Consider the following 22,202-nt stretch of genomic DNA (forward strand, 5'->3'; position numbering starts at 1 on the left):
TCGGGAACAGAGATCCGTTCCCGACGCGTTGCGATGTCATTCGATGGAATTGACCTGGATTAGACCTCTTTGGAATCAATCCAGCTCATCATCCGCCGCAGTTCTTTACCAACGGCTTCGATGGGATGCTGACGATTCAGACGACGGATCGCCTTGAAGGAAGCCTGGTTGGCTTTGTTTTCGAGCAACCAGTTTTTCGCAAATTCACCGGTCTGGATTTCTTCCAGGATCTTCTTCATTTCCTTGCGGGTTTCGTCGGTGATGATTCGCGGACCGCTGGAGTAATCGCCGTATTCAGCAGTGTTAGAAACACTGTACCGCATGTAGTTCAGACCACCCTGATAGAACAGGTCGACGATCAGTTTGAGTTCGTGCATACATTCGAAGTAGGCCATTTCGGGCTGATATCCGGCTTCAACCAGAGTATCAAAACCGGCTTTAACCAGTTCACTGACACCACCGCAGAGCACAACCTGCTCGCCGAACAGGTCGGTTTCGGTTTCTTCAGCGAAAGATGTTTCGATCACACCACCGCGAGTACCACCGATACCTTTGGCGTAGGCCAGAGCCAGCTGACGGGTGCTTTCAGAAGCCCCTTCAACCAGAGCGATCAGCGAGGGAACACCGCCCCCTTTAACGTATTCGCTGCGAACCAGGTGGCCGGGGCCTTTGGGAGCAACCAAAGCTGCATCAACGCCAGCGGGCGGAACAACCTGGTTGAAGTGAATGTTGAAACCATGTGAGCAGAGCAGCAGGTTGCCTTTGCTCAGGTTCGGCAGGATGTCGCTCTTGTAGAGATCACCCTGAACTTCGTCGGGAAGCAGAATGTTGATCAGGTCGCCCTGTTTGGTGGCTTCTGCGATAGAGACCGGTTCGAATCCATGGCTGACGGCCAGATCGTAGTTTTCACTGCCTTTACGCTGACCGATAATGACGTTACAGCCACTGTCGCGAAGGTTTTGAGCTTGAGCGTGTCCCTGGCTTCCGTAGCCGAGGATGGCAATGGTTTTGTCTTTCAACAGCGACAAGTCTGCATCGTCATCGTAATAAATTGTTACTGCCATAATCCTGATCTCTTGTATTGTTGTAAGGCGGTTAGAAGCAGAACCGGATCCGCTTCTACAAAAGGGAACTTGAACAGCCACACATTGATTCGAACGAAGTTCAGAACACAACAGGCCGTCCAGAGAGAACAAAACAACCGTGATTCACATTTTTGTTTGTTCGCGGCGGATTCTTAAGCTGTTTCCACAGGTTCCTCAGAGGGAGATTCTGCTTTCACGACTTCAGAGCGTAACAGGGCAATCCGACCTGTACGAACCATTTCAAGAATCCCAAACGGTCGCATCACGTCAATAAATGCATTGATCTTCGATTCCTGACCGGAAATCTCGATCATTACGTTTTCGGTGCTCACGTCAACGATTTTCGCACGGAAAATTTCGACTAATTCGCGAATTTCTGAGCGGGTTTTTCCGGGTGTCGCCACTTTCATCAGCATCAGGTCGCGTTCGACAAAGTCCTGTCCGGAAAAATCGACCACTTTCACTACGGTAACCAGCTTTTCCAGCTGTTTTCTGACCTGATCCAGCTTGTTGTAATCGCCGACGACAAAAGTAATTCGGGAAAACTGGGGTTCTTCGGTTTCACCGACCGCCAGACTCTCAATGTTAAAAGAGCGTGAGGCCAGCATGCCTGAAATCTGGGCCAGGACACCCGGTTGATTCATGACCAGAGCAGAAAGAACGTGTTTCATCCCAAAACCTTAATCCGTGTACAATCAGAAACTCAAAAATACGTGACAAGTGATTGAAGCATACAGTCTAGTCGCGGCGGTGAGTCGCGGCAAGTCCCGCAGTCGATAACTCTCAGACTCGGCTTATGATCAGGACGATTAGGCCGGTTATGCCTCTCCCTTACTTCCCGAACAGACAGGTTTACCCCCGAACGGGTTCATTTGCGAAGAAAACCTCGTGACTCGGGCATTTTCGCCAGTTCCCGGAGCAGGGGTTTTGACAGCCAGCCTGGACTCTGTTTTAATAAATACCCGATACAAGCGGAATTTGGCCCTCTGATGAAGAAGAGCGAGAGCACGGATGACTCAAAACTGGCGATTTGCCCCCCACGATGAATCTCAGGTACGCCGCCTCAGTTCTGAAATGCGGATTTCTCCCCTGTTGGCTCAGGTTTTGATCGCCCGCGGGCTCCAGGATGTGGGCACCGCCCGCAGTTTTATCAACGCTCGCATGAATGAGCTTCTCGATCCCTGCAGTATGCCTGGCATCGAAGAAGCTACCGACCGTGTGATCGCTGCCCTGAATTCTAAACGTCGGATCACTATCTACGGCGACTACGACGTCGATGGCATGACCGCCACCAGTATTCTGCTGCAGTGCATTACCCTGGCGAATGGACAATGCGACTATTTCATTCCCAACCGCCTGGATGATGGCTACGGACTGAACTGTGATGCCATCCGCGAATTACATGAAGAAGATCCCGAGCGGCTGTTGATTACGGTCGACTGTGGGATCACCAGTGTCACAGAGGCCGCTCTCGCAAAAGAACTCGGCCTGGAACTGATTATTACCGATCACCATCAGATGGATGAAGAGCTGCCGGCTGCGGCCTGCCTCGTGCATCCCCGTCTCCCCGGAGGCGACTATGAATTTCCTCACCTCTGTGGTGCCGGTGTCGCTTTGAAACTGGCCTGGGCCGTTTGCCAGAAACTGGGGGATGGCCAGAAAGCCTCTCCCCAGATGCGCGAGTTTCTCAAATGTGCCGTCGGATTGGCTGCAATTGGGACTATTGCCGATGTGGTTCCCCTGGTTGGTGAAAATCGGATTATTGTCCGCTACGGACTCGGGGCACTCGCAGAACTGGCTCCCCTGGGACTGCAGGAGCTGATGAAAGTCGCAGAGATCAAAACCGGTCAGCCGCTCGATACCGAAGACATCGGCTTTGCCATCGCGCCCCGACTGAATGCCGCCGGTCGACTGGGGCAGGCCCGCCTGGCAGTAGAACTGCTCACCACCAGTAATCGGGAACGGGCCGTGCAACTGGCACTCTACCTGGATGAACTCAATAAAAACCGTCGCACGGTCGAACGCCGGATTCTCAAGCAGGCACGCGAGATGGTCGAAGAGAACGCCGAGTGGGAAGAGCACCAGACCCTGGTACTTGCCCATCCGGACTGGCACCCCGGCGTGATCGGCATCGTTGCAAACCGAGTCGCCGAACATTTTGAAAAACCAACGGTTTTGATCGCCCTTGAAGCCGCGACCCGCACCGGTCAGGGATCGGCGCGATCCTTCGCCGGCTTTGATCTGCATGCCGGTTTCTCATCCTGTGCAGAGCACCTGATGCGTTTCGGCGGTCACCAGGCTGCCGCGGGCTTGCGCATCGAAGAAGACAAAATCGAAGACTTTCGTCAGGCGTTCGCCGCCTATGCGGCTACGGCGCCACCACCGTCAGACGACGATCTACTGGTGAAGATCGATGCGGAAGTCTGTCTGAACGAAATCACCAAACAGGCGGTGTTGGAACTGGATTGCCTGGGCCCGTTCGGGCAGGAGAATCCACGGCCTCAGTTTGTCGCCACCCGGGTCGAACTGGCCGAGCCTCCCAAAACGATGGGAGAGGGGGGACGTCACCTGTCGCTGGTCTTCCAGCAGCACAAAACCCGTATTCGTGCCATCGCCTTCGGCAAAGGAGAGTGGGCCAGCCAGATGGAAGAAGCCGGCGGTCCTTTTTCGATCAGCTTCGCTCCGAATATCAACCGCTTTCGTGGCTTTGAAAGCGTACAGCTCCAACTGAAAGACTGGATCTCCGAGACAGCTGATACGCCCGTTACTTCCTAAGCAGACGGCCGCTTATCAGTCCTCACTGATAAGTTCAACTCCCGAGATCAGGGGGGCGGCCTGAGAACCACGGACAGACTTGAATTCCAGCTCCAGCTGATCGGCTACCACCACTCCGGGGATATCCTTGACCAGGCTCCGCATGGGCTGACCAGTCTCGGCCAGAATGTCGAAGTCCTGCAGCACCCGTTCTCCCTGCAGGAATACATCAAACTTTCGTTCCCCGATTTTGAGTTTCATGTTCGGTTCATTGAAGGTCAGACGAACTGAATAGCGTCTGGAATTTTCATTCGTTTTCGCTGCGACATCTTCAGCACGGTTCTCAGCCGGTGACTCTTTCTTTTTCAGTACCAGCCGCGCCGATCCGGAAGTCGGCCCCCGATAAGAGCGGGCCGTGCGTGTGCCCGTACCAGTGATGATAAATGAAATCGGGTTGCCCGGTTTCCAGCCGGGCTGCTGGCGAATTTCATCGAGAATCGGTTTCAGATCGGGTGTCCGCTGTGCTTCTCCAGCAGCATCCACTTTGGTCCAGGCAGGGGGCGACCATGCAACGACAGCCCGCGTCCGTTTGCGGCTGGAGAGGTTGTGTTTTGCTTCCATCAGCGGTTTCGAATCCACAGTCAGCTCGCCCTGGATGTTCAGCTGGCACTCTTTCTTATCTGTCTCATCGACAGTGAATTGAATATAGGCTGCATCCAGTTCCTCGGCGCGCGACAGGGGGATATCGGTAAAACGGATCGCCACGACCTGGGTATCGCCGCCATCCATCGTCAGCTCCAGATCGCTGCTGTTCATGCTGACGTTCCCCTTGGAGTTCTCTTCGGCGTCATCGTCTACACTGGCTACGGGAATGCCTTCTCCTTGTTTGGCCGAATCCTCCTGGCGGATGGCGATTGTAATCTTTTGTGGATCTTCAATGCCCGAAGCAGCAACCCAGCTCAATCCTGGATTCGATGACGAATCGTTGATTTTAAGTGCATGGTGGCGAAAGGTGCGAAAATTTTTATTCGCGATGGTGACTGCTAAGTCAGGAGACTCCCCACCCACACTGGGATAGTCCAGCCAGAGCGTGCCGGTGTCTGCCCTGCGATCCCCCGGGGCACCGAAATTGATCCCCGCCTGTTTCACCACTCCCGTCGATTCCGCAGCGTCCTGCAACTGGCTGTTTGTCCAGATTTCGATTTCAGGCATGTGAATCAACGCCAGGGAGGTCTGGTTCTGATAGGAGCAACTGCAGGTACGTGTGTAGTCGGGTGCATTCAACACGCCGTTCGCCACAACCAGATTTGAAGTACAACTCGATTTGAATCCACCAAAATTCCCGGTCCCGCTCTGGTTGGCCAGATCATAAAATCCCGCAGCACCGGATCGGAACGTCAGCAGATTCTCACTGGCAATCACATAATTGCAGCCATAGGTACGGGAAAACTTCAGCGGCTCTTTTTCGCGGGTAATTGGATTCGTAATCGTGTAAGGGCTACCGTCCCTGATGTGAAAGGCGCCCCCTGAGACCTGATACGAATTAGCCGAAGTGATAATCAGATCGTTGTGCAGCACCAGCGGACCGGTATATTTCTGATCCTTCTTCTGCCAGAGGATGCTGCCATCATCGGCCTGGTAGGCAATCATTCCCTGGCCCACCTCATCACTGAGGCGATCGCTGGCCCGGGCACCGGCCTGCAACAGCAGATCATGTTTTTCAGAGTAGCCCAGCCAGGAACCAAAGATACTTTCCTTTGTCGACCAGAGTTCTTTCCCGGTCTGCAGGTCCAGGCACAGAATACGATACTGTGAAGGATCAGCCATGCCGCGCCGCGACAGTTTTTTCTCGGCACTCGCTGGGAGTTTGTCGAGGCAGTACAACCGATTCCGTCCCGCAACGATTCCGTTGTGTAAGAATGAATGTACGGCATCGACCTGCCAGAGTTTTTCTCCCGACCGACGATCAAAGGCAATCAACCCTCGACTTGCAGACAAGTCAGTCGCCGCGGGTCCGTCCTTGCCTGCTTTCTCCTCAACCTTTTTGCCATAATGAGCAAATCCATTTCCGGCCAGCAGGATATCCTGGTCCACAGCGATGAAGGCCCAGTCTTTTTTAGGGTCCGGCAGTTTGATGATTCGTTGCGACTGCCCATCAACGGCACTCAGCACATGGCACTCAGCGCCAATGGCCAGATAGACCTCTTCCTCTGTGGCGATATAGTTTGTGCCGCGGGCATTCGCTCCGGGAATATGTTTCTGGTTGTATTGCGTACTCAGTGGCGTGTCGGCATAAGTCGAATTGAAATAGATGCCAAACGTGCCCAGGTCGTCAAATTCACGTCTCCAGAGCACTTCCCCCGTGTAAACATCGCGAGCACTCAGACTGTTCATGCCTTCCAGAAATGTGCGACCGCCGATCACCTGCTCAGGCGGACCATGCCCGTGTCGCGGGAGCACATCGTCGTGTGAATTACCGCCAAACCAGAGAACACCCAGAGGCAGTTTGACCCGCTTGTCGTTCGATTTCACACTGTTCGCGATATCCCCATACTGGTGCGTCCAGTCGGCCGAATCAGGCAGCGCCCCCACCCGGCGAACCAGGAGACCATCGGCCAGTTCCGTCACCTCAGCTTTGGGAAGCTGAGCCTGATGGATCATATTTTTGAGAGACTCAAGTCGCTCGTCTGCTGTAGGAATCCAGATGACACCGCCATACGGCCGAACCGAGCGATAAATTTGCTGCAGGGAGGCACTGGTCAGCGATTCCACCTGCGGAGCGCTGACGATCGTCACCCGGGCAATGTGTTGTGGCGTCTGGAAACGCGTCGGAGTTCCCTGGTGAACCGAGATACGCGTGCCATATTCCCCACGAGCGTCATAACGTTTGCGGAGACCAGCGACACGCTGCGCATCAGGCTCCAGCACTACCAGTTGCAACGGAGAGAGTCGCAGGAAAGCGTCCAGCAAATCAGGATTATCCCCGCCCACGCAGACAGCATATCCGGTACGGGTTTCGGTCTGTTTCAGAATCCTGGCAGCTAGTTCCATGGCAGCGGGATCGACGGCCGGTTTCGTTTCCGATGTGGCCTCCGTGATTATGGATTCAGTTTGCTCTCCCGGTGCGGCGAACGCCATGATCGCGCCCTCCAGAGTGACCGCGTAGAGCCTGTTATCTGCAGCCAGTAAACGAGCGACGGTTCCGGAAATGGGTTGTTGCCAGGCAACCTGCGGTTTGGCATCTGGACTGGCTGGCAGTTCGACAGCGGAAATCGTCTGCTCGCCCACTGCGTAGAGACGATTTCCGGCTCGGATCAGATCTCCCTGTCCATCCACGGGGAGAGACCAGAGTGCCTTATGCTGATTATTAAAAGCCTCCAGCACCGGCTGTTTATTTTTGAGACTGGCGGAATAGATCTGTTCGTCGTGGAGCACCGGTTCATTGTGCACGTACAGGTTGGGCAATCCGGTTTCCAGATTGTAAGCGCGAACTCCCCGATAGCGGGTATGCACAAAGAATTCTTTCTCGCCTGAAATCACGAACGATCCGCCGTTCCCCTTTCCTCCCAGGTGAAAGTATTTCAACTCGCCGGTCTTACGATCCAGGGCTGCCGGTACGGATCGACCGCCGGGCACCAGTAACAGATCCTCGGTTGCCACGAGCGTGCCCTGTGGCGCCACGCCCGCAAAAGAAGGGGCGCTGTGCGGCTGTTTGATGTAGCTGGCGCTGGTCGAATCATTCACCCAGGTGACCGTTCCGGTCTCTGCATCCAGGGCATAAATGAAGGTCCCCATAAACGGCCAGATACTGGCTGCGAAGTAAATCTGATCGTCGTATAAAACAGGACCGCCGCGGGCAGGCCAGGCAGAAATCACCCGCTGATTCCCCAATGTCTTTTGTGCAGCCGGCGCGCCCCGAAACTTCCAGATGAGAGTTCCGTCGCTGCTGTTGAGACAATAGAGGTGTCCGTCATCACTGACCAGGTAAACCCGGTCTTCTGTCGCAACCGGCGAAAAACGAACGGGACCATCGGTGAAGAACGTCCAGAGCGTCTCGCCGGTCCGTGTATCCAGAGCAACGAGTTTATCGGCATCGTTAAACCCGACAAACATTCGTCGGCCATAGACGACCGGTTCAAAGACTTTGTCATACGTCATCAGGTCATTGTTTAACGGATCATCCCAGACCTGTTTCCGTGGGCTGAATTTCCGGGTCCAGACCGGCGTCAACTGGTCGGGCAGGGAATCAGGCGATGAAGCCGTATGTCCTGCGTCGTAGCGCCACATGGGCCAGTGGCCTGCTTCCAGAATAGAGACACTGCAGAGACAGGCCGTCACATAGATCAGGAGCGGCACGCAAGATATAGAACGAGTCATAGAAATGTTTTTCATGGTTAACACACTCAAAAACGCCCGACCAGTCCCAGGACGGAGACGTTGTTATTGCTGTTCGCTCGATTTGAGATTCACATACAAGGTCGCACAGCCCCAGAGAAACATGAACACGCCCGACGACTTGAAAAACCAGGCCAGGCCCTCGTCCAGGAACCCGAAAATAAACAATCCGGCACCTCCGACAATCACCAGCAGGTCATCTTTATGTTTTTTCATCTGCTGACGCAGACCCGACAGGAGCAACATGTCATCTTTCAGTAAGAAAATTGTGAATCTGGAGAAATAGTTGAGCAAAACGGACTTACTGTCGCCTCTAACTTACTAAGGGTGAATCAGTATTTCATGAACTTTCGTAAAATATTTCAAGATCAGTGCTTCTGTAACGAATTTCGATCTGACCGGTTCTGGAGTCGGGACTGGGAACGCCCTTGTATTGCTGCAAGCTCATTGTACAATTGACTATATGTAATCAGGCCATTTCTGGCAATCATTTCTTTTAGACTGAGTGAATCCGTTGTCCGTTTCTCATTAAGGACTGCACCCGTGTTAAGTGCCAGCGAAAATCAGCACAACCGAGGTCATCAGGCGGGCAGTCTGCTACTGGCTGGACTATTTCTGATCTGCCAGCAGTCGATCTTAGTCGCCGCGGAAAAGTCTGCAGCCGACAGTGAACCACAGCGGTTGGCCGGCCAGATCGATCAGTTCATCCGAGAAGCCCACCAGCGCGAACAGGTTCAGATCGCTCCCCGTGCTTCGGATGCGGAATTCATGAGGCGGGTCTGCCTGGATCTGTCCGGCAAAATTCCGCCGGTAGCGGAAGTACGCCAGTTTCTGGCAGACACCACTCCCGATAAGCGGTCTCAGTTGATTGAACGCTTATTGGACAGTCCGGGTTTCGTGGTCCACTTCACCAGTCTCTGGCGAGAGATCCTGATTCCCGAAGCCGGCACAGATCCATTTGCACGACAACAGGTACCGGAATTCGAAGCCTGGCTGCGAACTCAATTGAGAAACGACACTTCCTATGCTGCTCTGGCTCAAGCCATCATTGGGGCACCCTTTGATCAGGAAGCAGCACAGGCAGAGACAATGGAACCCACTCCACGGGCTTTCTATGTGGCTAAGCAACTCAAACCAGAGAGTCTGGCTGCCAGTACTTCCCGTGCCTTTCTGGGAGTTCGCATTGAATGTGCCCAGTGCCATGATCATCCCTTCGATAGCTGGAAGCAGGAGCAGTTCTGGAAGTTCGCGGCCTTCTTTGCCAATTTCGATCAATCCCAACAGAATAATTTGATTACCGGATTCAGTCTGAGAGAAGTTGCCGGCAAACCCGCCATCAAAATTCCCGATACAAATCGACTGGTCGAAGCCAGCTTTCTGAATGGAAAAGAGATCGACTGGGAACAGAATCAGCGTGGGCCCCGGGAACGGCTATCGGAATGGATTACGTCTTCACAGAACCCCTATTTTGCCAGAGCGTCAGTCAATCGCATCTGGAGTCTGTTTTTTGGTCGAGGCATTGTAGACCCGGTCGATGATTTTTCTACGACCAACCCCGCTTCGCATCCGGAACTGCTGGATGCCATGGCGCGTGCCTTCCAGCAGCATGATTACGATCTGAAATATCTGATCCGTGAAATCACGAATTCTGAGACCTATCAGCTAACCAGTCGCCAGACCGATCCCAGTCAGTCTCGTGCACAATGGTATGGAAAAATGCCGACACGGGGGCTGACCTCAGAACAGATCTTTGCCAATCTGGTCCAGGCCACAGGATTCTTCCGTCAGACGACAGAAACGGATCCGCGATTGATCGCGGGAGGCACGAATTCTCCCCAGACGGAAATTTACGAACTGTTTCAATCGGAGGCCGAAAACCAGCTGGAGCCCCGGGCTACAATATTGCAGGCTCTGGCGCTGATGAACGGTACCTTTATCACCAACGCGACCAGTCTGGAAGAGTCCGATGTTTTTACCGCGATAGTAGATTTCCCCGGTCAATCGGTCGAACAGAAAATCGAAGCCTTTTATCTGTCCACGCTTTCCCGGCCTCCCACATCGGCAGAACAAAACAGACTGAAATCGTATATCACAGCGAGTGAAGACCAGACGGACGCCTTTGCGAATCTGTTCTGGGCCCTGTTAAACAGTAGTGAGTTTTTATTGAATCATTAACACATGACCGCAGCCGCCAGGACAATCTGTTGCTACCTGATCGCAGCTCTGCTGGGACTGGCCCCGTTGCGCATCGGTTTCGCAGGAGAAGTTCAGGGTTCCGCGCCGCAGTCAACAACGGCCCAGCGAATTTTGCTTCTGGCCCCCTCAGCACCCGTTGTGATTGCCGTTAACATTCAGGTAGATGAAGCTGATTTCTGCGCGACGACGACCGATTACATCGAACGGCTGTTTACCTCGCTGGATCGAAACGAGGATCAATTCATTGACCAGACCGAGATGGAAAACGTCCCGGCATTTGGTATCCGTCTGTTTGATCAGGGGAGCCCGGCAGATCGGCTAAAATTGCTGGATGTAGCGCCCCGGGATCAGAAGTTGAGCATCGGGGAATTTGCGACTTATATTCACCGGGCCCAGGGTTCTGCTTTTCGCATCGCGGGGGCTCCCACACGAACGTCCCAGGTAATCGAGCTCTTTCGCAAACTGGATTATAATGGCGATGGTTCCGTGAGCGACGCTGAATTCGAAGCCAGCTCCCGCGCGTTAACACAGTTCGATCGTGATGAAGATGAAGTACTGAATCTAGCGGAACTTCGCCCGTTTAATGCGAATCAGACTCAAACCGTGGTTGGAGGAGGTCAGGGAGAAACCGAGACACCCTTCCGGCAGCTGGACAATGACCGCTCGATTCGCCAGGCGGTTGACGAACTATTGAAAAAATATGTCGAACACGCCAATCCCAAACAGGATGCCCTGGCTCTGGCCTGTTTCAGTTCCACCAGCAGTGAAGCATCTCTGATTCAGGATTTCGACAAGGACGCGGATGGTTATTTGAATCGAGAGGAAATGTCGGTCTGGTTGCATCATCCCGCAAGTGATCTGCAACTGGAAATGGCGCTCCCCCGACAGAAAGCATTCCGACCCACGCTCAAATTCGTCAGTAAGCAGACACCCCGTGTCACCGAGGTGGAGTCCCCGTCCCGTTCGCGACTGCAGTTGCGGCTCGACAGTCTGCAACTCGAATTTCGCGTCAAGAGTTCGCGGCACATGCTGGCCGACAATGTCCGTTTCTACCAGACTCGTTTTCGCGTCGTCGACAGTGATAAAAATGGTTATCTGTCTCCAAACGAATTCATGCAGTTGAATATCCCCGGTGCCGACTATCAGAAAGCGGACAAGGATCAGGATGAAATGCTGCACAAGGAAGAGCTGACCGAATATCTGATTCAGAAAACGTCTTCCGTACAGAACCAGGTGGTGATGACAGTCAGCAACGATGGCAAATCGCTGTTTGAAATTCTCGACGCCGATCTGGACCGACGTTTGAGCCCTCGCGAACTGAAGAACAGTCTCAAACGTGTCAGAGAGTATGACAAAAACCGGGACCAGTCACTGGATCCTGCTGAATTACGAGGACATTTCAAACTGACATTTGAACTCGGGAAACCGCAATTGTTTCAGTTTGATCCACGGATGGATTCCATGGCAATGAACCAGAACAGTACAATCCCTCGTACCATTTCCGGACCACGCTGGTTTCAACGCATGGATCGCAACCGGGATGGCGACATATCGGAACGGGAATTTCTGTTCGACGCAGCCACATTTAAACGACTGGACCAGAATCAGGACCACCTGATCAGCGCCGATGAGGCGGAGGCTTTCTCCCCGAAATCGGATTAGTATCACAGACAAATCAACGGACTAACAACTCCTGCTAACAAGGAGAAAACTCATGGAACAAATGACAAAATCAAATCGACTGATCGAACGCGTACAGCGTCGCCTGGCTTTGGCGGTCTGGGGGCGTGCACTCTTTGTGTCATTTGTAATCTCTGCATCCTTGTACCTGGCGCTGATGCTCTTCAGCCGGTTGACCGGCTACTGGACCGGCTGGTTTCCACTGGAGTCCATCAGCAGTGTCGCCATCGGTACGCTGGTGCTGTCAGCGATTCTGTTTCGCCGGCCCGATCGCGAACAGGCGGCCCGCCTGATCGATCAGCGGCAGGGAACCAAGGATCTGTTTCTGACGGTGATGATGCTGGAACAGGCCGTCGGCAACTATAAGCCCCTGGTCGCGCAAGACGCAGAAAAGCAGGCCCAGAAAATCAAACCAGCCCAGGTCGTAGAATTTGCCTGGGCTAAACGGGTGGGCTGGGTCTGTGCATCCACACTGGTTCTGTTTCTGACACTGCAATACGCGCCGCAACTCGATCCCTTCGGTGAAGTACAGGCTGCGGAAATCGAACAGGAAAAGGTCAAGGAGTTCCAGAAAGAGAAAAAAGCAACAAAGGCCCGCATGGCTGAGTTGAAGAACAAAGATAACGGTGCAGGCGACGAAGAGTCCAAAGATGTCAAACTGGCGGTGGAGAATCTGAAATCAGACTTCCGCAAGATGACTCCCGGCAAAAAACAGGAAAATGCCAAGACCCTGGCTGGTCACCAGAAGTCCCTGGGAGGCAAGTGGCGGCAGCGCGCCGAAGAGAATATGAAAAGCATGATGATGAAAGCAGACCAGGCCCAGAAATTTGGTGGCATGTCGAAAGATGACGGCATGAAGAAGTGGTCTAAGGAGCTGCAGGAGGGTTCGACTCAGTCACTCACCAAAGAGATGGATGAATTGAAAGATCAGCTGCAACGGCTGATGAAAGAAAAAGACCCGGTCAAACGGGAAAAACTGCAGAACGAAATTCAGAAGAAACTCAAAGAGATGGAATCATTCGCCCGGGAACAGACTTCTTCCAAGCCGATGGCAGCAGCGTTGAAGCGAGCCATGAAACAGATGCAGATGGCGCAGTCCAAGGGGCTTTCTCCCGAAGAGGCTTTCAAAGAAGCCATGGAGTCCATGGACCTGGCAAAAATGGAACTCAAAGAAGTAGCCCAGTCGGCCAAGGACATGAAAAAGCTGGAAGAAGCGCTGAAAGTTCTACAGATGGCCAAAAAGGCAAACGACAAATCAGGCCTCGACGGTGAAGCCTGTGAAAACTGTATGACCCTCGAAGATTACGAAGAACTCTATGCAGAAATGATGGGGGGAGAAATGCCCGGTGAAGGGACCGGCAATGAAGGACAGGGCGGTGGAGGCAAAGTCGATGAAGACGACACGGGTGATAAAGGTTTTAAAACCGAAAAGTCCAAGTCGGCCATCACTGCTGGTAAGGTCCTGCTTTCTTTCAAATCCAAGGGGCTCAGCGACAGTGGCGAAGCCAAGAAGAACTACAACAAGCTGGTCACGGATCTCAAGCAGGGCATGAGCGAAGCCATTATGCAGGAGCAGATCCCGCCCGGGTATCACGACGGCATCAAGAAGTATTTCAACTCACTCGAGAAAAAAACTGACGAGAATACACCTCAGAAATGAATGAACAAATCAGGCCCCAGGGTGCTCCCGGCTGGCTTACCTTAATCATCATTCTAATGCTGGCCCTGTTGGGAATTGGAGTCGTCTTCTATTACCAGAAGCAGACAGATCCATTGGTTGTGTATTGCGCACATGACTCCATCTTTTCGGAAAAAATACTCAACGAATTCATGGCGGAGACAGGCATCGCCGTCGAACCCCGGTTCGATACCGAAGCGACTAAATCTCTCGGCCTGACAAATCTGATCATACGGGAACAGGAGCATCCCCAGTGCGATGTTTTCTGGAATAATCAGACGCTGGGTACCGCGGATCTGAAATCCCGGGGACTGCTGGAAAGTTACAAAGGTTCCGGGTACGAACGAATCCCTGAGTCATTCAAAGATCCGGAAGGCTGCTGGACCGGTTTCGCAGCCCGTCTGCGGGTTTTGATTACCAATACAAATCAGCTGCAGGCTGACACAGTCGCCATCCAAAAAGTTCTGGCGGGGCCGTTGGATCAGGTCGCGATTGCCAAACCCCTGTATGGGACGACGCTCACTCATTTCACCATCCTCTGTGATGTCTGGGGACTGGATCAACTCAAAGCCTGGTATGCGGAACAACTCAAGCGGGGCATACAGGTCACGACCGGAAATTCTCAAGTTAAGAACCTCGTCGCCGGCGGCGCCTGCGTACTGGGCTATACAGACACGGATGACTATTTTGTCGCCGTCGATGAACAACAGCCGGTAGCTGCCGTCCCCGTGACGGTCGAGAACAAAGTGATTCTGATTCCCAACAGCGTGGCGATCATAAAAGGAACTCAAAAAAGGGAGCAGGCCGAGAAACTGGTCGATTTTCTGCTCTCGGAGCGGGTTGAACTGGAACTGGCCCGCTCGCAGTCACGCCAGATCCCCCTGGGGCCGGTCGACTGGGAGCAGGTTCCGAAAGAAGTGAAACAGTATCGGTCTGAGATCGGAAAAGCATATCCCCTGACGAATCTGGTCAAACAAAGAGAGCAGACGCTGGACTGGCTCAAGACGGAGTATTTGAAATGAGCCTGGCCACTGCCTGTGGCGTGACCGTGTTGCGCAGTTTATGTATTTCATTCATTGGAGTCTTTTTAGCCCGGCGGTTAACCCCGCCAACCCGGAAAGCTTTTGAATCTCGTGCCTGGTTTCAGTTAATTCTGATTTTATCACCATTATTTGTTCCTGAACTCCTGGTGGGTTATGCCTGGTCTCTGATTTCTGTCAGATTCGTGCAGTATCCTGCCCTGGTCGAACTGACATACTCAACACTGGTTTTGATGAAAGTGGTCCCTGTGGGAATACTCTGTTTCAGTATGGCAGGGGGAGCGTTAATCTCTCTCGAAGCGGATTTCATCCGACGCGTTTTTCGCGCGCCGGGTTCGCGACTGGCCAGCCTGAAGACCCGAGCCAGCTTTTTTCTCTGGAAGTCCCTGCGATTGTGGATCCCCATCTGGACGCTGTTATTTCTGTTGAGTTTTCAGGAATTTGAAATGGCCTCGCTGATGTACCGCGATTCCTGGACCGTCTGGATCTTTGATGCTCAGGCGGGGGGCGTTCCCGTGCAGGAGACACTCTCATTTCTACTGGGGCCTCTCGTCATTGAAGTCGTCATCCTGCTGGGGGTCTTCAGCCTGTTGCAGCGGTTTCAGAGAGAGACCAGAAAAGTGAATGCGACTGAAACGCCAGCTCCCACTCTTCAGAAAGCGAAGCTCTGGGACTGGGGTTACCTGGGGGCCGCTTTTGCCCTGGTCGTGCTGGTTCCCTTTCTCTTAATCAGTGGTGGGAGTTTGCAGTCATTGCTGAATCTGCTCCAGAATCAGTATCAGCTCATCAGCATTTTACAGGAGTGTGCCTGGGCGCTGGCTTACTCAGCGACAACCGGTATTGCCGCCTGGGGACTGGCCTCATTCTTTTTAAAACAGGATTCCACCGTATTCACCCGACTGACGGGCCTCTTGTGCTGTCTGCCTGGTTTGTGTGGTGCACTGATCCTCGCTCTTGGGCTGGCATCTCTGTTTCTCACCCGCGCCGGCTCAGTCATGTATGGCACTCCGATTCCGGTTCTGCTGGCGTTTGTGTTGTTTCTGTTTCCCCGCGCTCTGTTCCTGCGGCTGATGTTCCTCAAACGAGAACAGCACGCCGGCCTGTTTCTGGCACAGATACTTCGTCAGTCCCCGCGGCACTCTCAAGCCGGGCAGGGGGGCGAATTGCTCTGGGCCGTCTCGGGAAGAATGCAATTCTGGGCCGTGGCTCTGCTGGCATTCTGGGCTTACTGGGATGTCACGATCAGCTCAATACTCGCTCCCGGCAGCACGATGACTTCAGCTGTTCGTCTATACGGACTGATGCATTACGGACAGAACGCAATGTTGTCCGCGATCACCTTTTTCTGTTTTCTGTTGCCGGTCTGCCTCTGTCTGGGACTTGTTCCTATTGTGAAACGATTCTGGATCGCCAGCTATCGCGTGCCTGTCTGAAAGTAAAAAAGATCAACGATGGTCGTAACGGCTCCCCAATCTGAAACTCTTCTCTGGCGACTGACCGATGTCAGCCTGTCCTGGCAGCGGGGCGTACGCCTGGAAGGCATCGACCTGGAAATTCCAGCCGGGGTGACCGCCATCATGGGGTATTCCGGTGCAGGCAAGACCTCTCTGTTAAACCTGCTGGTCGGCTTTGAACGCCCTGATCGGGGAGACATTCAACGCAATCAAACGCACTCGAAATCCCCAACCCTCGACCTGTTTTGGGTACCCCACAGCATGGGCCTCTGGCCTCAGTACACGGTCCGCGAGCATTGTATTCTGGTCAGCCCGGAATCAGATCAACAACAGGCACGAGCCGATGAACTGCTTGCCGCCTTCGGGTTAACCGAAGTGAGTGATAAATACCCCGGGCAGTTATCCCAGGGGGAAGCGTCCCGACTTTCGGTTGTCCGGGCCCTGGCCAGTCAGGCGAAAGTCCTGGTGATGGATGAGCCACTGGTCCACGTCGATCAGGCGCACTGGCCCCAGTATTGGGATTTCATTCGTGCGTATTGTGACTCTCACAGTATTTCACTTGTATTTTCGACGCATTCTCCCGAGCTGGTACTGCGCGAAGCACAACAGGTCATCTGCCTGGATCAGGGACAGGTTATCTATCATGGTCCAGTCGAAGAACTTTACCGCTCGTCCCCCTCGGTGAAGGCGGCTTCATTTCTGGGGCCCGTGAATGAAATCGATTCGCCCGGGGATACCTCCGACTTACCCACACTGGCTCGTCCCGAACAGGTGGAATTGATCACTGACTCTGCCGGTCCGTTCGAAATTATACAGACTTACTTTCTCGGAACCATGGAAGAAGTTCGTACCGTCAACCGGGAAACCGGAGCAGCGCATACTTTTTATCATCGACCTGCGCGAGCAGTACTGGAAGTGGGACAGCGGATTTCCATTCGACTGCTGATTCTTTTCTGCTGTCTGCTCTTGAGCGGAGGCTGTATTCCCGGGGATGCGCCTGAGTTATCTTTCTCTGACATTTCTCAGTGGACTGTTCCCGCGGAAGGTATCAAAGTCCCGGCGCCGCGCAGTCTGAATGTGGGGCCTGACGATGAACTCTACGTCCTGGATAACGCAGGACGGGTCCTGGTCTATGATGCGAATGATGAATTGATCAAACAGTGGGAGATGCCTGATTTTGAAATCGGCAAGCCGGAAGGGGTCTGTCTGCTCAGAAATGGTGAGATCGCGGTTGCGGATACCCACTATCATCGCGTCGTCTTCTTTGACAAAGAAGGAAAAGTACTTCGCATGCTGGGAGAATATGGTGAAGGTCCTTCCCAGTTTATCTACCCGGTGTCTGTGGTGCAGGATCCGGAGGGAGATATTTACGTCTGCGAATATGGGAATCACGACCGCGTTCAGAAGTTCTCGGAAACGGGCGAGTATCTGCTCGAATTCGGTAAGGTGGGGACCGGACCGGGGGAATTTCAGCGACCGGCGGGAATGATCTGGCATGATCACAAAATTTATGTCTCGGATGCAATCAATAATCGGGTTCAGATTTTCTCCGATGAAGGTGAGTTTCTGGAAATTCTGGGAGCAAAAACCGGGGGAATTCCCCTCTATTACCCCTATGACATCGCCATCGACCGCAATACCAGCGAATTGTATATCGTGGAATACGGATCGGGACGGATTACCAAAACAGACCTGCAGGGAAATATCCTGGGGCGATTTGGAAAAACAGGGATGCAGCAGGGAGAATTCCTGACTCCCTGGGGACTGACAGTAAATTCAAAAGATCAGGTATTCGTGGCTGACACCGGAAATCGTTTAATCGTAAAATTGACACCATGAAAATCAAAGAACTCTACCAACAGTTAGTTCCCAGAGCACGCACACCGGTGACGTGGCGGCGGGCGCTCCCTTTGATTTTCTTCCTGTTACTCTACGCCGGACTTTGTGTGGGCCTCGAACTTTCGGGAGTTCTGCTCTTTGCCCGGCCGTGGGCATTCGTGCTGATTCTCTTCGCGGTCTGGGTCTGGTGGCTCTCTGTCGCCGGTTATGGCGGACTGAGCAATGGCAGGGCACAGGCTGCGCTGCTGACACGACTGGTGATGCTGGGACTGTTTGTGATCCTGATTGCAGAGCCACGCTCCGTTCGAGTACGGGATGTGATCTCGGTGGTCTACGCCGTGGATCTATCCGATTCGATCGGCGAAGGGGCCGTTGACGACGCACTGGAATTCGTTACGAAAACGGTCACCGAAAAACCGCCCATGGATGAAGCAGGTCTCGTTGTCTTCGGGAGAAATTCGGCTGTCGAACTGCCGCCCCGCATGTCGTTCCCGTTTGAAGCATTGAATTCGCGTATCGATCGGGATGCGACCAATCTCGAGCAGACTCTGTCACTCGCCGCTGCCATGCTGCCTGAAGAAAACCGCGGGCGCATCGTATTGATCAGCGATGGCACCGAAACCGAAGGCTCCATTTCACAGATTCTGGATGAGCTGAAATCCCGCGATATTGCCGTGGATGTGTTACCGATTCAATATGAATATGACAAAGAAGTCTGGCTGGAAAATCTGGAATTGCCACGGTTCGTCAAACTGGGCGAAAACTATGAAGCATCCGTGGTACTCTCTTCGCTGCAGGATGGTGCGGGTAAGCTGGTGCTGCGTGAGAACGGAGAACAGATTTACGAACAGGAAGTCAAATTCAAAGCCGGCAAAAATCGATTTGTCGTCCCCATCTACCTGCGTGATCCCGGCTACTACGAGTATTCTGCGACAATCGAAACCCAGGCCGCCGATGACCAGATCCGCGAAAACAATACCGTCATCAATTACATCTATGTCGAAGGTGAAGGCAAAGTTCTCGTTGTGACGAATCCGGCCGGTGATGACCGGGACTGGGAGTCGCTGGTGAAAGCGATTCGCGAAGGGGAACGCAATGTCGATGTCGTTTCGGCTTATGAATTTCCGAATGACTCGCTCTCACTGATGCCTTATGACGCGGTCTTATTTGTAAACGTACCCGCTGATGCGTTTAATGTCATTCAGCTCAAGGCCGTCCACGACTCCGTCTTCAACCAGGGCATCGGCTTTATGATGGTCGGCGGAGACAACAGTTTTGGCCCGGGAGGCTATCACCGTACGGTCATTGAAGACGCGTTGCCCGTCACGATGGACATCACCAAAAAGAAAGTACTGCCTAAAGGCGCGCTGGCAATTATTCTGCATACCTGCGAGTTTCCGGAGGGGAACACCTGGGGGAAACGGATTACCAAGCAGGCGATTAAGGTACTGGGTGCTCAGGATGAAGTCGGGGTTCTGGTTTACGATTACATGGAGGGCGAAAAGTGGCTGTTCAAGCTGACGCCCGCCGGCGACTATGAGAAAATGGTTCCCAAGATCAATGGCGCGCAAATCGGCGATATGCCCAGCTTTGTCAACACGATGCGTCTGGGACTGAAGGGGTTGAAAGAAAGCGATGCCTCCGCCAAACACATGATCATCATCTCAGATGGAGATCCTCAGCCCCCCGCACCGCAGCTGATCAGTGAGTTTCAGAAGAATAAAGTCAGCGTTTCGATGGTCGCCATCTTCCCGCATGGCGGACGTGATATTTCGACGATGCGGGCCATCGCGGGCGCCACCGGAGGCCGGTATTACTTCCCCTCCGATCCCAACCAGTTACCTTCGATCTTCATCAAAGAATCGAAAACGCTGAAACGGAGCATGATTCAGAATGAAACGTTCGTGCCGGAAGTCGGAATGATCTCTCCAGTCTTGAAAGGCATTGAGCGGATTCCACCTCTGTTCGGTTATGTATTGACCACGATCAAACCACGGGCAGAAGGCGTCTTAAACGCACCGGAGAAGAAAGAGGCCGAAGGGGAAATTGATCCTGTGCTGTCCTTCTGGCGTTATGGACTGGGAACGACGGCCGCCTTTACTTCAGACCTCTCACCCAACTGGGGGAAAGACTGGGTCAACTGGGATCATTACCAGGCGTTTGTCAAACAGCTGATGATCAAGATCTCGCGTGTGCAGAAACAGGATCATCTGAAACTGTGGAGCCATGTTACAGGTAATAAAGCAACCATTATGGTGGAAGACTTTCACCCGGAAGAATCGTTTCTGAATGTGGCAGCCCGGATAGCAGGCCCCCATGATCGGAAAGAGACCGTGGTACTCAAGCAGGTCAGCCCCCGTCGCTACCAGGCTGAGGTGCCTCTCTGGGGTAAGGGGCGATACCAGGTCACGGCTCTCGGAAAATCGGGGGAACGGGAAGATCACGCCAACGGTGGTTTCATTGTACCTTACTCACCAGAATTCCTGCGGTTCCGTTCGAATCCCATCGTATTGGAAGAAATTGCACAACGAACCGGCGGGCAACGACTGGATCCCGCGAATGCAACGGACATTATTTACGGTCGACGCGATCCCAAACAGAGTTCCAACCCGGTTTTCGACTGGTTTCTGATGGCACTGGCAATCCTGGTTCCTCTGGACGTTGCCATCCGTCGGGTACAGCTTGACTGGTACGTCATCAAGGGCTGGTTTGGGTTCGGGAAGGAACAGAAGCAGAGCACCGTTACGATGGGCGCACTGCTGAAACGCAAACAGGATGTGGTGGACGATCTGGATGCCCGCCGCGGTGGTCCGACCGAACAAACCGGCCAGTCGACACTCGCGCAACTACAGGAGCAACGTCTGCAGAAGGGGCCTTCAGCCACTCCGAAGCCCCCCGGGGCAAAGGATTCCGGAAAACAGCAGTCGGCACCACCTCCGCCGCAAACGCCACCGGATAATAAGTCCACGACAGGGCGTTTACTGGACATGAAACGAAAACGAAATTCAGAAGACAAAGATAACGAACAGTAATCAGACAGGTTTTCAACCGTGGAGAATAATATGAATCAGCCGGAAACAACCGACGAACCCATCGTGTTACAGGCCGAAGCCGATCACTTTAAAAAAGTGTTCAACGAGGTGCGGTCCGAAGTGGGCCGGATGATTATCGGCCAGGAGCGGGTCGTGGAATCAACACTCTATGCCCTGTTTTGTGGCGGCAATGTCCTGTTGGAAGGGGTCCCCGGACTGGGGAAAACCGAACTGGTGAAAGCACTCTCCCGGGTACTGGACCTTCATTTTCAACGGATTCAGTTTACTCCGGACCTCATGCCTGCGGATATTATCGGCACCAATATCATGAGTACCGACGAAACCGGGACCTACCGCTTCGAATTCCGCAAAGGACCGATTTTTACCCAGTTACTGCTGGCAGACGAAATCAACCGGGCGTCACCCAAGACACAGTCGGCCCTGCTGGAAACGATGCAGGAAGGAACAGTCACCGCCGGCGGGACACAGTATCGGCTGGACCAGCCCTTTTTTGTGATGGCAACTCAGAACCCGATTGAGCAGGAAGGGACCTATCCACTCCCGGAAGCACAGTTGGACCGCTTTATGTTTAAGATTAATGTCCCATTCCCCAACCGGGACGAACTCAACACGATTGTGCAGCAGACCATTCTGAAACAGCCGGTCGAACTGACCAAACTGCTCAACAGCAGTCAGATTCTGGAACTGCGTTCGGTGCTGGAAAAGGTTGTGGTTGTCGAACCAATCCGCGACTATGCCATTCGCCTGGTGCTCTCAACTCATCCGGGAACTGATTTCGCAACCGATGAAGTCCGCAGATTCATTCACTGGGGCGCCAGTCCCCGGGCAGCACAGTCCCTGGTAAAAGCGGCGCGGGTGCGTGCGTTGAGTGAAGGCCGGGCGCACGTGGCGTTTGAAGACATTCGCTACTTTGCGAACGAGGTACTGCAGCATCGGGTGCTACTCAACTATGACGGGCAGGCGGAAAACATCAAAGTGACCGATCTGATCGCCAAAATCTGCCAGGAACTGCCCGAGAAGGAGTAACA

13 protein-coding genes are annotated in these 22,202 nt (G+C 53.4%); 9 read left to right on the forward strand and 4 right to left on the reverse strand.

The window, feature by feature from the left end; translation table 11 throughout:
- Window positions 1-59: 59 nt before the first annotated feature.
- Both ilvC and ilvN read right to left on the reverse strand, forming a co-directional pair.
- Entirely contained in the window at window positions 60-1,064 is a 1,005-nt protein-coding gene (gene ilvC / locus F1728_RS30635) for a ketol-acid reductoisomerase (protein WP_145185355.1), read from the reverse strand.
- A gap of 173 nt (window positions 1,065-1,237) precedes the next feature.
- A complete protein-coding gene (ilvN, locus tag F1728_RS30640) occupies window positions 1,238-1,756 on the reverse strand; it encodes an acetolactate synthase small subunit (RefSeq protein WP_155367189.1) in 519 nt (172 codons plus the stop codon).
- A gap of 340 nt (window positions 1,757-2,096) precedes the next feature.
- On the opposite strand from ilvN, the gene recJ reads away from it, so the two are divergent.
- Window positions 2,097-3,860, forward strand: coding sequence for a single-stranded-DNA-specific exonuclease RecJ (gene recJ, locus F1728_RS30645; RefSeq protein ID WP_155367190.1), 1,764 nt, complete (start codon window positions 2,097-2,099; stop codon window positions 3,858-3,860).
- A 15-nt stretch (window positions 3,861-3,875) separates the two neighbouring features.
- Here the strand turns inward: recJ and F1728_RS30650 are convergent, their stop codons facing one another.
- Window positions 3,876-8,216: an outer membrane protein assembly factor BamB family protein gene (locus F1728_RS30650; RefSeq protein WP_194242603.1), complete on the reverse strand. Its 4,341-nt coding sequence runs from the start codon at window positions 8,214-8,216 to the stop codon at window positions 3,876-3,878.
- Window positions 8,217-8,279: 63 nt separating this feature from the next.
- Window positions 8,280-8,480 (reverse strand): hypothetical protein, encoded by a 201-nt coding sequence (locus F1728_RS30655; protein WP_155367192.1) that lies wholly within the window; start codon window positions 8,478-8,480, stop codon window positions 8,280-8,282.
- Between the two features lie 297 nt (window positions 8,481-8,777).
- On the opposite strand from F1728_RS30655, the gene F1728_RS30660 reads away from it, so the two are divergent.
- Genes F1728_RS30660 through F1728_RS30695 form a run of 8 tightly spaced genes read left to right on the forward strand, consistent with a single transcriptional unit; the run spans window position 8,778 to window position 22,200 of the window.
- The gene (locus F1728_RS30660) at window positions 8,778-10,409 is read left to right on the forward strand and encodes a DUF1549 and DUF1553 domain-containing protein (protein ID WP_155367193.1); all 1,632 of its coding nucleotides are present in this window, start codon (window positions 8,778-8,780) and stop codon (window positions 10,407-10,409) included.
- Between the two features lie 3 nt (window positions 10,410-10,412).
- Window positions 10,413-12,092: an EF-hand domain-containing protein gene (locus F1728_RS30665; protein ID WP_155367194.1), complete on the forward strand. Its 1,680-nt coding sequence runs from the start codon at window positions 10,413-10,415 to the stop codon at window positions 12,090-12,092.
- 52 nt (window positions 12,093-12,144) lie between these two features.
- Window positions 12,145-13,770, forward strand: coding sequence for a hypothetical protein (locus F1728_RS30670; RefSeq protein WP_155367195.1), 1,626 nt, complete (start codon window positions 12,145-12,147; stop codon window positions 13,768-13,770).
- Entirely contained in the window at window positions 13,767-14,810 is a 1,044-nt protein-coding gene (locus F1728_RS30675) for an extracellular solute-binding protein (protein ID WP_155367196.1), read from the forward strand. Before F1728_RS30670 ends, F1728_RS30675 begins: the two co-directional genes overlap by 4 nt.
- Window positions 14,807-16,261: a hypothetical protein gene (locus F1728_RS30680; RefSeq protein ID WP_155367197.1), complete on the forward strand. Its 1,455-nt coding sequence runs from the start codon at window positions 14,807-14,809 to the stop codon at window positions 16,259-16,261. The genes F1728_RS30675 and F1728_RS30680 overlap by 4 nt, the downstream gene beginning before the upstream one ends.
- 18 nt (window positions 16,262-16,279) lie before the next feature.
- On the forward strand, window positions 16,280-18,121 hold the full coding sequence (locus tag F1728_RS30685; RefSeq protein WP_155367198.1) for an ATP-binding cassette domain-containing protein: 1,842 nt from the start codon (window positions 16,280-16,282) through the stop codon (window positions 18,119-18,121).
- Complete coding sequence (locus F1728_RS30690) at window positions 18,118-21,153, forward strand: VWA domain-containing protein (RefSeq protein WP_155367199.1); 3,036 nt, start codon at window positions 18,118-18,120, stop codon at window positions 21,151-21,153. Before F1728_RS30685 ends, F1728_RS30690 begins: the two co-directional genes overlap by 4 nt.
- A 30-nt stretch (window positions 21,154-21,183) precedes the next feature.
- Window positions 21,184-22,200 carry an AAA family ATPase gene (locus tag F1728_RS30695; RefSeq protein WP_155367200.1) on the forward strand — a complete coding sequence of 339 codons (1,017 nt, stop codon included), beginning with the start codon at window positions 21,184-21,186 and terminating at the stop codon, window positions 22,198-22,200.
- The last annotated feature ends 2 nt before the right edge of the window (window positions 22,201-22,202 follow it).

The organism is Gimesia benthica, from assembly GCF_009720525.1.
Classification (GTDB): Bacteria; Planctomycetota; Planctomycetia; order Planctomycetales; family Planctomycetaceae; genus Gimesia; species Gimesia benthica.